Origin of the sequence: Kocuria sp. UBA1838 (genome assembly GCF_002338785.1) — a bacterium.
In the GTDB taxonomy this organism is placed as follows: Bacteria; Actinomycetota; Actinomycetes; order Actinomycetales; family Micrococcaceae; genus Kocuria; species Kocuria marina.
The window spans coordinates 2,459-11,105 of sequence record NZ_DDIY01000007.1 but is presented as its reverse complement, the minus strand read 5'-3'; the positions used below and the strand labels follow the sequence as shown (position 1 = coordinate 11,105).

General features: G+C 70.6%; 8 protein-coding genes. All 8 read right to left on the bottom strand.

Annotation, left to right across the window (positions count from 1 at the left end; genetic code table 11):
- A partial coding sequence (locus tag B3I25_RS04455) for a bifunctional anthranilate synthase component I family protein/class IV aminotransferase (RefSeq protein WP_286737973.1) occupies nt 1–1,818 on the bottom strand: 1,818 nt, incomplete at its 3' end.
- A 177-nt stretch (nt 1,819–1,995) separates the two neighbouring features.
- Nucleotides 1,996–3,015 carry an NADP-dependent oxidoreductase gene (locus B3I25_RS04450; protein WP_064845456.1) on the bottom strand — a complete coding sequence of 340 codons (1,020 nt, stop codon included), beginning with the start codon at nt 3,013–3,015 and terminating at the stop codon, nt 1,996–1,998.
- A 171-nt stretch (nt 3,016–3,186) separates the two neighbouring features.
- Nucleotides 3,187–3,303, bottom strand: coding sequence for a ribosomal protein bL36 (locus B3I25_RS04445; RefSeq protein ID WP_064845457.1), 117 nt, complete (start codon nt 3,301–3,303; stop codon nt 3,187–3,189).
- Between the two features lie 40 nt (nt 3,304–3,343).
- On the bottom strand, nt 3,344–4,918 hold the full coding sequence (locus B3I25_RS04440; RefSeq protein WP_286737971.1) for an ATP-binding protein: 1,575 nt from the start codon (nt 4,916–4,918) through the stop codon (nt 3,344–3,346).
- Nucleotides 4,915–6,360 carry a glycosyltransferase family 2 protein gene (locus tag B3I25_RS04435; protein ID WP_286737969.1) on the bottom strand — a complete coding sequence of 482 codons (1,446 nt, stop codon included), beginning with the start codon at nt 6,358–6,360 and terminating at the stop codon, nt 4,915–4,917. The genes B3I25_RS04440 and B3I25_RS04435 overlap by 4 nt, the downstream gene beginning before the upstream one ends.
- Nucleotides 6,347–7,444, bottom strand: a complete 1,098-nt coding sequence (locus tag B3I25_RS04430; RefSeq protein WP_286737967.1) for a HEAT repeat domain-containing protein — start codon at nt 7,442–7,444, stop codon at nt 6,347–6,349. Before B3I25_RS04430 ends, B3I25_RS04435 begins: the two co-directional genes overlap by 14 nt.
- 6 nt (nt 7,445–7,450) lie before the next feature.
- On the bottom strand, nt 7,451–7,834 hold the full coding sequence (locus B3I25_RS04425; RefSeq protein WP_098055578.1) for a response regulator transcription factor: 384 nt from the start codon (nt 7,832–7,834) through the stop codon (nt 7,451–7,453).
- A gap of 121 nt (nt 7,835–7,955) precedes the next feature.
- Nucleotides 7,956–8,582: a YdhK family protein gene (locus tag B3I25_RS04420; RefSeq protein ID WP_064845462.1), complete on the bottom strand. Its 627-nt coding sequence runs from the start codon at nt 8,580–8,582 to the stop codon at nt 7,956–7,958.
- Nucleotides 8,583–8,647: the final 65 nt, after the last annotated feature.

Below are 8,647 nucleotides of genomic sequence, written 5' to 3'. Positions count from 1 at the left end.
CAGGGCGCGGCGGTCCGCCCACTTGTGGCGGCCCCACCCGCCGGGCACCACCACCGGGTGCAGCACCCACGGATCCACGGGAGGGGCCGCGCCGGGAGGGTTCAGCGGGGCGTGGGTCATCTCGAGACACAGACTCCCAGCGTCCGGAACTGCCGTGACCCGCAGCCGGTGCGGGCCATCCAATCCGGCGGCACGCTGGCGGACCTGCTCTGCGAGCGCGCCCGGCAGCTCATGGGAGAAGCACGCCCGCACGCTGCTCCCGAGCCTTGCCAGGTGCTCCACCAGCTGCTCGGGGCGCCCCTCGCGGACGAGCATCGTGGTGAAGACCCCCAGGGAGGGGTCGGGGGTCGAGCGGATCACGGGCGCGTCCCGCAGCGAGGCTGCCGCGCGCGACGGTGCCCCACTGCCTCCCACGCACGCCGGGGTCGCCACCTCCGAGGACTCCGCGTGCTCACGCCACTCCCGGGACAGCTCGGGCCCGAAGCGGGCGCCGACCGCATCCAGCAGCGGGGCGGCCTTCACGAGGGTCTCGAACGCCTCCCCGTCCGGGTCCGAGTCAGCGACGATCCCGCCGCCCACACCCAGGCGCACCGTGGCGCCCGAGAACTCGAACGTACGGATGGCCACGTTCATGGCCAGCCCCGCCACGGGACTCGCGTACCCGATCCCACCGGTGTAGACGCCCCGCGCGGTGGTCTCCAGGGCGTTGATGATCTCGGTGGCCCTGACCTTCGGCGCCCCCGTGCACGAACCGGGCGGGAACGTGGAGCGCAGGAGGGCGGCGTCGTCGAGCCCGGGGCGCAGCGTGCCGTGGACATCCGCGACCAGGTGGTGGACGCCCGTGTGCGGCTCCACACGCGGCACGGCGGGGCTCAGCACGGAGCCGGGGACGCACACGCGGGAGAGGTCGTTGCGCATGAGGTCCACGATCATCACGTTCTCCGCGCGATTCTTGGCGGAGGCGTGCAGCTCGCGGGGGTCCGAGTCCGCGGGCGCGGTGCCCTTGATCGGGGACGTGAGCACGGCGGTGCCCGTCCGACGCAGGTAGAGCTCGGGCGAGAAGCTGGCCACCGCGCCGCCCGGCACGCGCAAGAACCCGGCGAAACGCGGCCGCAGCCGCTCGTACCCGGCGCAGAACAGGTCCAGTGGGTCACCGTCGAATGCCGCTGTGAGCTCTCGGCAGATGTTCGCCTGGAAGATGTCCCCGTCCCGGATGTGCGCCAGCGCGCGCCGCACCGCCTTGGCGTGGGCCGCGCCGGTCACGGCGGCTTCGAACGGCCCGCACCGGTACGAGCGCGGCGCGGACGCCCCGGACGAGGACGCCGGGCCGGCCCCGAGCGCCCGCTCCACCGCCGCCATCGTCTCGGCCACCCGGGCAGGGTCCGCACCGGGCAGGGACTCACAGAACCAGCGGTCCGCCGCGCTGTCGTGCACCAGGACGTGGTCGTAGCGCGCCAGGTGGTGCTCCGGCAGACCGCCCGAGTGCGGAGGTGCGGGCGGGAGCGACTCCAGGCGACGCGAGAGCTGGTACCCCAGGTAGCCGAGCCACCCGCCGCCGAAGCGGGCGGGATCGGCGGCGGGTGGCTCGGCGCAGGGGCGAGCCAGAGCGCAGAGATCGTGCCGGTTCCCGCCCGTGCTGGGCGGGGCGGCGCGCGCCACGGCGGGAGGATCGTCGTCGTCCGCGGAGCCCAGAGCGGCGAACGGGTCCTCGTCCGCACCGAGCACGCGCGCGGGCCGGATGCCGATCACCGCGTCCCCGTGCATCCAGTCCCCGAGCAGCGCCGCGAGACCGGGTTCAGCATGCAGCGCGCGCAGCATCTGCACGGGTCTCACGCGATGCGGCAGAGGGTGTCGGGGCACGGTTTCCTCTCGTGGGGGCGCCGGGCGAGCAGCTCGGACGCGGCCATGATATGGAGAGGAACCGCCACGCAGAGCAGCGGAGCGGTTCCTCGACGACGGTCACAGTGCCGCGCAGCCACGCGGCGAGGACGTCACTCAGATCTTGACGACCATCTTGCCCTTGTTCGCGCCCTTCATCATGTCCAGGAACGCGTCCACGGCGTGGTCGATGCCCTCCACCACGGTCTCATCGTGGGTGACCTTGCCGGAGGTGAACCACTCACCCATCCGCTGGCGGTACTCCTGGGCGACGTCAGTGTGGTCACCCATGGTGAAGCCCTCCAGCATGAGGGAGTTCTTGATGATGTTGCCCATGTTGTCCGGGCCGCAGGGGCGCTCGGTGGAGTTGTACTGGCTGATCGCGCCGCACACGGCCACACGGCCGTGACGGTTGAGCACGTCCAGAGCCGCCTCCAGGTGGTCGCCGCCCACGTTGTCGTAGTACACGTCCACGCCATCCTCACCCACAGCATCGGCCAGCTGCTCACGGATGGGGGCATCCTTGTAGTTGAGCACCTTGTCGAAGCCGTACTTCTCGGTGAGCATCCGGGCCTTCTCGTCCGAGCCGGCGGAACCGATCACGTAGGAGGCGCCCAGCAGCTTGGCGATCTGACCCGCGATGGAGCCCACGGCGCCGGCGGCACCGGAGACGAACACGCGGTCCCCCTCCTTCAGCCCGGCGATGCGGGTGAGCCCGGTGTACGCAGTCATCCCTGTCATGCCCAGCACGCCCAGGTACACGGACAGCTCGGCGTTGGGCAGCTCCTCGACCTTGGTGAACTCCTTGGCAGATCCCTGGGCGAGGTCGCGCCAGCCGTACTGGTGCAGCACGGGGGTGCCCTCGGGCAGGTCCTCGGAGCGGGACTCGACCACGCGGCCGATGGCGCCGCCGGTCATGGTCTCGTTCAGGGCGAACGGCGGGACGTAGCTCTTCTCGTCCCGCATGCGCCCGCGCATGTACGGGTCCACGGACATGAACTCGTTGCGCACGCGCACCTCTCCGTCCTGCAGCTCCGGCAGGTCCACGGTGACGGTGCGGAAGTTCTCGTGCTCGGGCCACCCCTCGGGGCGGGAGACGAGCTGAATTTGGGTGCTGGTGGAATCGGTAGTAGCCATGTCGCCATGGTGGCATGCACAAACGTTTGCCACAGCAAGGATTCGCCCCCAGCGGACGCTACCCCCGGTTGCTCGTCACATGGGGCAGCCCAGGAGTAATTTACGCACCCCACGGTGATCGCCGACGCCGCACGAACCGGCTCCCGGGGGCGCCCCGCGCGCGGCTCAGCCCTAACGAGCCTTCATGCGCCGATTCTTCCTGTTGATCACGTCGGTCTTGCCCCGGCGGCGGACCACCTGCGAGCCGGGGATCTGCTTGAGGGAGCGGAGCGAGGTGCGAGCCTTCACGGAACCTCATGGTTGCGAACAATTCTCATTCAGGAGAGCATCACGGAGCATCGGTAGCCACGACCCGCTGCACCGGTTCGCTCCGCTGGGTCGCCAGGGGGAGATTCAGCGTGACGGTGGTGCCTTCCCCCTCCACCGACTCCAGGGCCACGGACCCCCCGTGCTGCTCCACGATGGTGCGCATGATCACGAGCCCCAGTCCCGTTCCGGGCACCTGCTGGGCCGTGGCGTTGGAGGCCCGGGTGAAGCTCGTGAAGAGGGACCCCACCTCTTTCTCGGGAATGCCCATCCCGGTGTCCGTGCACGTCAGGCGGACTCCCGTGCCATCGGGCGTGCCTTCCAGCGTCAGCGAGACGGCACCGTGGGGCGGGGTGAACTTGATGGCGTTACCCACCACGTTGGTGACGGCCCGCTCCAGACGGTCCCGGTCCCCGAACACGGGCCACGAACCGTCCGTGTCCACGTGGACGGTCACCTCGCCCGCCGCGGCCTGGGGAACGAGATTGGTGACCACCCCGGACACGCACTCCGCGAGGTCCAGCACACGGTGGCGCGCCGAGCGGTTCTCCTGGTCCTGGTCCAGCTTGTTGATCAGCAGCAGGTCCTCGATCAGCAGCCGCAGCCGTTCCGTGTTGCGCCGCACCACTTCCAGCACGCGGGCCTGTTCCGGGCCGACACTGCCGAAGTCCCCGTCCTGGAGCATCTCCACATAGCCGCTGATGGACGTGAGCGGGGTTCGCAGCTCGTGGTTGGTGGTGGAGACGAACACGGATTTCTGGCGGTTGAGCTCCGTGAGCTGCTCCAGGGTGCGCTCCCGCTGCTCCACCACGTCCCGGGCCTCGCGGGTGAAGGCGTTGAAGGACGCGGCGAGATCCACCACCTCCGCAGCGCCGTGGGAGGTGTCCGCGACGGCGTCGTGGTCGCCCGCGCGCTGCCTCGCAACCGTGCACTGCAGCGCGAGCAGCGGCGCCCCGAGGGCGCGGTCCGCGCGGCCCAGGGCGAGGAACGCCACCGCGATCGACAGCATCGCGGCAGTCACCACGGCGGCCGCGGCCAGGGTCATGGACCGGTTCAGATCCGCTCTGCGCTGCTCCCGCAGGCGGGAGGCGTCCGCCCGGACGTCCTCCAGTGTGCCGAGGGCCCGGTCCATGGCGGATGTCGTAGTGGGCAGGTCCAGAGATCTCCGCGGGGTGTCCCTCCCTGGTTCCCGGGTGAGACCGAGCCAGGTGTCCACGGACTCGTTCAAGGACCGCAGCTGCGGCAGCCGCCCGGCCGCCACCTCACCCAGGACGTCCTGGGCTGCAGTGAGGTCCGCAGTGGCCTTAGCGTACTCCCGCGCGAAAGCCTGGTCTCCGCTGACCGAGTAGCCCCGCGCGGCCGTCTGGGCGCGCAGCAGCGTGGCCTCCACCTGGTGCGTGGCATCCATCAGGGGTGTGATGGTGGTGCGCGTGGCGGCCACGTTCAGCTGCACCGTGTGCAGTCCCCACAGTGCGGTGGCGCCGGTGAAGAGCAGTGCGAGGCACAACAGGGCGAGCACCTGCAGGAGGATGGCGCGCACCCCGCGGTGGCGGACACCGTCCCGCACGCGGGTCACTGCCGGGAAGCGGGCGCTCATCCGTCCACCTCCGTGAAACCCGAACGGGTCATGGTGCCCCACTGCTGGCGGCGCCCCAGCAGGGAGGCCACCCAGCCCTCCATGCGCCACCACGCCGTGAGCTGGCGGTAGCCCAGGTTCTCCAGGACCACCGCGCCCAGCGTGATGCCCAGGTCCCGCCAGCGGGGGTACTTGTGGTAGCTCAGCTCCTCGATCGTCACGGCCGCGAGGGTCACGATGATCGCGTACGCGTAGGCCACGAGCATGAACAACAGGAAGTACTGCCAGGACACGAGTCCCAGCGCGAAGCCCAGGGCGATCAGTACCAGCCCGGCGAGTTCCAGCAGCGGGGCGATCAGCTCGAAGAGCCAGTAGTACGGAACCGCCACGAGACCCAGCCGGCCGTAGCGGGGGTTGAACAGCATGTCCCGGTAGGCCCACAGGGTCTCCCACAGACCCCGGTGCCAGCGCGCCCGCTGCCGCCGCAGCACGGGCAGGGTGCTGGGGACCTCCGTCCAGCAGATGGGCTCCGTGAGAAAGGTGACGCGGTAGGGCCGGCGCTGCCTGCGGAAGGTCCGGTGCAGACGCATCACCAGTTCGAAGTCCTCACCGATGCTCGAGGCGTCCAGACCTCCCACCGCCACGAGGGCATCCCGGCGGAAGACACCGAACGCGCCGCTGATCAGCAGCAGCGCGTTGATCCGGGACCAGCCTGCGCGTCCCAGGTGGAAGGCTCGCAGGTACTCCATCACCTGGATGTCCGCGAGCGGCGTGCCCGGCATGCGCACCTCCAGGACACGGCCGCCCTTCACGCGGCACCCGTTGACGGCGCGGATCACTCCCCCGGCGGCGACCGTGGAGATCGGGTCCTCGATGAAGGGCCGGGACACCGTCAGCAGCGCCCCGGGGTCCAGGATGGAGTCCGAGTCCACGAACAGCACCAGGTCCTCGCGGGCCAGGTTGATGCCCACGTTGATGGAGTCGGAGCGGCCCGAGTTGCGCTTGTGCACCACGGTCAGCCGGGTCCGCCCGTCCCGCGGGACGTGAATGCTGGTCGGTGCCTCCCGCACCGGAACGTCCTCGGGCATCTGCCGGGACACCGGCACCAGGTCGAAGGCCCGGCGCAGCACCTCGAAACCATTGTCGGTGCTGCCGTCGTCCACCACGATCACCTCGTGGCGCGGGTGCTGCAGCGACAGAAAGGACTCCACGGCCACGCGGATGCCGACCTCCTCGTTGTGCATGGGTGCCACCACGCTGATGCCGGGCATGGTGCGGGAGTGCATCAGCTCCTCCCGCCCCGCGAACGGGATCCGGCGGCGGTAGGCCACGAAGTCCACCGCCGCCAGGACGATCATCACCAGGTAGGACGTGTTGATCAGCAGGAAGTAGATCAGCACCGGCACCGCAATGAACGCCAGGATCCCGGCCACAGCGCCGCGCAGCAGCTCAAGCCACTCCACGGCCGCCTCCTCTCATGGCGCTCAGCTGGAGCGCGTAGTGGGCGGGGTGCACGGCAGGGGTGTCCCCGTCCAGGGCGCCCAGCAGCCGCTCCCGCCCGGCAGGGCCCAGTTCGGTGAGAGCCACCGCGGCCCGCTCCGCCAACCGGGGCCGGGTGTCCTCGACCAGGGGGCCCAGGGCCGCCACGGAGGCGGGCAGACCCAGCCGTTCGAGGGACTCCACGGCGGCGAGCGCCACGCTCTCGTCCCGGTGGCGGGCGAGCTCGGACAGGACGGCGAGGTCCTGCGCTCCCCCCACCCATCCCAGGGCGCCGACGAAGGCGGTGAGGGCCCGGGGGTCGGTCTCCTGTGCCAGGCGCTCACGCACGACGGGAGCGGCACCTGGCACGGGGCGCACTCCGATCACAGTTGCCGCCACATGGCGCACCGCCGGGTCCGGGTGCAGGGTGGCCTCCTCGATCACGGGTGCCGCTGCGTCGTCGAAGGCGCACAGGGACTCCACGGCCACCCAGCTGGGCAGTCCGCGGGGACGACGCCGCGGGGCCACCGCGCGCAGCACGGCGCGGGCGGCGGAGCCGTCGCCGAGCAGCGCCAGGGCACGGGCGGCGGCAACCACCACGTCCACGGAACGGTCCTGGAGCAGGGGCAGGATCCGGGGCGCGGACTCGCGAGCGCGCATCAGCCCGAGGGTCCAGGCAGCGTGGGCACGGCGCACCGCGCTGTGGGAGGAGAGCCCCGTGATGGCCCACTCGGCGCGTCCGTGGGCGTCGAGCACCCTGGCCAGAGCACGGGCGGGCTCCCCCCTGACCTTGGAGAGCATCGCGGAGACGGCGCGGTCCACCACCGGTACGCGGCGCCGGGGCACCGCGGTCAGGCGGCGCAGGGCGGAGGCGTCGTCGTCCTCACCGGACGCGACCTCGAGCATTGCGGGGCGCAACTCACCGAGCAGCTTCGCGTCCCGGCGTTCACGCCACTGCCGGCCTGCACGCGTTCCCAGGACGGTCGCGAGGAGCAGAGCCGCGGCCCATACCAGAACCCACAGCACCCAGGACAGCAGCTGCGCGGAGACCACCGTGGGGGTCGCCACTGCGGGTCACCGCCCCCGGCCGAGGAGGCTGTTCACACGGTGCAGCAGCTCACGGGGGCTGAAGGGCTTGGTGACGTACTCGTCCGCACCGGTGTTGTACCCGTCGTCCACGTCCGCGTCCCTGGCCCGGGCGGTCAGCAGGACCACTTTGAGGTGTTTCAGAGCCTCGGTGGCACGGATCTGGCGCAGCACGTCCAGTCCGCTGAGACCGGGCATCATGACGTCCAGCACCACGACGTCTGGGATGCCGTCCTCCAGCGCGCTCAGCGCAGCGGTGCCATCCTCCACCGCCCGGACCTCGTATCCCGCCTGCTGCAGTTTGAAGACCACGAGGTCGCGAATGTCGGGGTCGTCGTCCGCAACGAGGACGGACGGGTGTTCAGGGCTCACGAGGGCGCTCCGTGTGTCTGGGGGGATGGACACGCTCCGAATCCGCGGCAGCGGAGGAGATGAAGCCAAGAGTATTCGAAAACATGCAGGTTGGCGGGAGATGACGCTTGGTGCGGTGAAATCAGCCGCGGGGCTTCATCTCCTTCTCCACGACCCACTTGTGGTTGGTCATGGTCATGCCGTCCGCCTCGTAGTCCACCATGTAGACCGTCTGGGTGGTTGAGGAGGCAACGGTGCCCGTGGCGCCCTTCATGCCGGGCATGTGGTCCGCCTCGATGGTGACCTCGGTCCCGTCCGCGAGGCGCTCGGAACCGGCACCCTGGAGTTCCTCCTGGACGACCCACTTGTGGTTGGTGACCTCGGGTCCGCCGTCCGTGGGGGTGTAGTTCACGGCGTAGGCCACGGTCTTGTAAGCGCCCACCACAGTGGCCGGGGCGCCCTTCATGCCCTCCATGTGGTCGGCGGTCAGCGTGACCTGCGTGCCCACCGGGTAGGTGGGCTTCTCCGCGGCGGTGATGCCCTCCGGGGCGGGGCCACCGTCCATGGCGTGCATGTGCTCGTGCCCGCCCTGGCTCGCACTGGGCGTGCCACTCGCGGAGGACGACGTCGCCTGGCTCGTCGCGCTGGAGGTCGCGCTGGTCTCGTGGCCCTCGTGGGCGGAGTGGTCCGCGGAATCGGAACCGGCGGAGCAGGCGGTGGCGGTCACCAGGATGGCGAGACCGGCGAGGGTGAGGGGAAGTCGACGCATGGGAAAGGATCCTTTCTGCGGGCCCGCCCGGGTTGCTGGACCCCGGTACGGGCGGGTTTCTGGTG